The following is a 1,779-nucleotide window of genomic DNA, read 5'->3' on the forward strand; positions in this document are numbered from 1 at the left end:
GGTGGGGGACGTACTCGTACTGCTCACTCATCGGGCGCTCCCTCGAAGGTGTCGAGGAAGCGCTCCCAGCCGGCCTGTGCCCGGTGGAGCAAGTCCGAGCTGGGTTGGACCGGCACGAGCACCCTTGCCGAGGGCGCGCTGTGGCCATCGACGCCGACGCAAGGTGGTGCTGTCGGCTTTGAGGTCGATGGTCGGACGGGTGACTGACTCATGCGCCCACTCCTCTATAGAGGCTGAACTCCACCACTCATGTACAGGAGTGGTGTGAAGAAGAGTGCCTCACTCCTGTACATGAGTCAACCCATCGTGAATAGGTCATCACGGTGGGTCGCCATCGGCGGGTTCTCAGTCGGTTGCGGGGATGCGGAACTCGAAGACGAACTGGTCGGCGGCCATGAGGGTGTCGCAGACCTCCACGACGCGGCCCGAGGTCGTGACGGCATTCCTGAGGAGGTGAACCACCGTGGCTCCGGGGCTCAGCGCGAGCTCGGATGCCTCGGCCTTCGCAGCCGGGCGCGCCTGCAGGGTTTCCACGAACTCGCGGAAGACGTGGCCGTGCTCCTCAAGGCGGGCGTAGATGCCGCCGTCTCCGGAGTTCTCGGCGAAGAGTTCGGGGATGTCGCGCACCACGTCCCACGGCAGGTACGACGTCGCGGTCTCCACGGGTGTGCCGTTGCGGAAGTACAGGCGGCGGCGCGCCAGTACCTTGGCGCCGACATCTACGCCCAGGCGTTGGGCGATTGCCTCCGGAGCGTCGACCGGCCCGATGTGGATGACGCTGACCTTCGCCGTGGCGCCGGACTGCTCCGACTCGGCGAGGTATGCGGCCTTGGCGCCCTGCCTGAGTGAGCGGCGGAAGCGGTCCGAGGACCGGTGGCGCACCGGCGGCCGGGCCTTCACGAACGAGCCCTTGCCGTGCCGTGTTTCGACGAGACCGCTGGCGCGGATCTCCAGCATGGCTTTGCGAACGGTCCCGCCCGAGACTCCATAACGGTCGACCATTTCGGCTTCGCTCGGCACTTGGTCCCCGGGCTGCAAGACGCCGGTGCGGACCTGCTGAACGATGTCCTCGGCGATCTGCAAGTACCGGGGCACGGCCCTGCCCTCTCCTACAGCTGCTCCCATGGTCCTTCGCTTCCTCCTATGCTCATGTACATGAGCAACAGCGCCTCGGCGAGCAGGTCAACGCCACGTCACTCCGTGTCGGTGGCCGGGGTCGTGGTGCGTGACGACGGCCGCCTGCTGGCAATCCGCCGAGCGGACAACGGCACCTGGGAGCTACCAGGCGGAGTGATGGAGCTGGCGGAAACCCCGGAGGACGGGGTGCGGCGGGAAGTGCTGGAGGAAACAGGCATCCACGTCGAGGTGGACCAGCTCACCGGCGTGTACAAGAACATCACAGCCGGAGTGGTTGCCCTGGTCTTCCGCTGCAAGCCCTCGGGCGGCACGGAACGTCTTTCCGGTGAAAGCACAGCGGTGCGGTGGCTCACGCGGGACGAGGTCACAGCCCTCATGTCCGAGGTCTACGCCGTCCGCCTCCTGGACGCCCTGGACGGGAACGGCCCCCACGTCCGCAGCCATGACGGACACCACCTCCTTCCAGACCAGCCCCAGACGGCCGCCGCACGCCGAGATCTGGGCAGCACGTAGCGATCTGACGCGCCTGGGTGCTCCGCAGGACGATCCGCTCGTCATTTGGTGCAGGTAGCAACCCAAGGCGGCCATCCGACGCCGGAATTCGAGGAGCGCGTAGCGATCTGGGGCGCGCACCGGCCCCGG

Annotated in this window: 2 protein-coding genes; one reads left to right on the forward strand and one right to left on the reverse strand. The window is 67.1% G+C overall.

Going from position 1 to position 1,779, the window contains the following annotated elements:
* Window positions 1-345 precede the first annotated feature (345 nt).
* The gene (locus tag VR44_RS39635) at window positions 346-1,125 is read right to left on the reverse strand and encodes a GntR family transcriptional regulator (protein WP_045952549.1); all 780 of its coding nucleotides are present in this window, start codon (window positions 1,123-1,125) and stop codon (window positions 346-348) included.
* Between the two features lie 18 nt (window positions 1,126-1,143).
* On the opposite strand from VR44_RS39635, the gene VR44_RS39640 reads away from it, so the two are divergent.
* Entirely contained in the window at window positions 1,144-1,650 is a 507-nt protein-coding gene (locus VR44_RS39640; RefSeq protein ID WP_045952550.1) for an NUDIX hydrolase, read from the forward strand.
* The last annotated feature ends 129 nt before the right edge of the window (window positions 1,651-1,779 follow it).

This window comes from Streptomyces katrae, assembly GCF_000966975.1.
Classification (GTDB): domain Bacteria; phylum Actinomycetota; class Actinomycetes; order Streptomycetales; family Streptomycetaceae; genus Streptomyces; species Streptomyces katrae.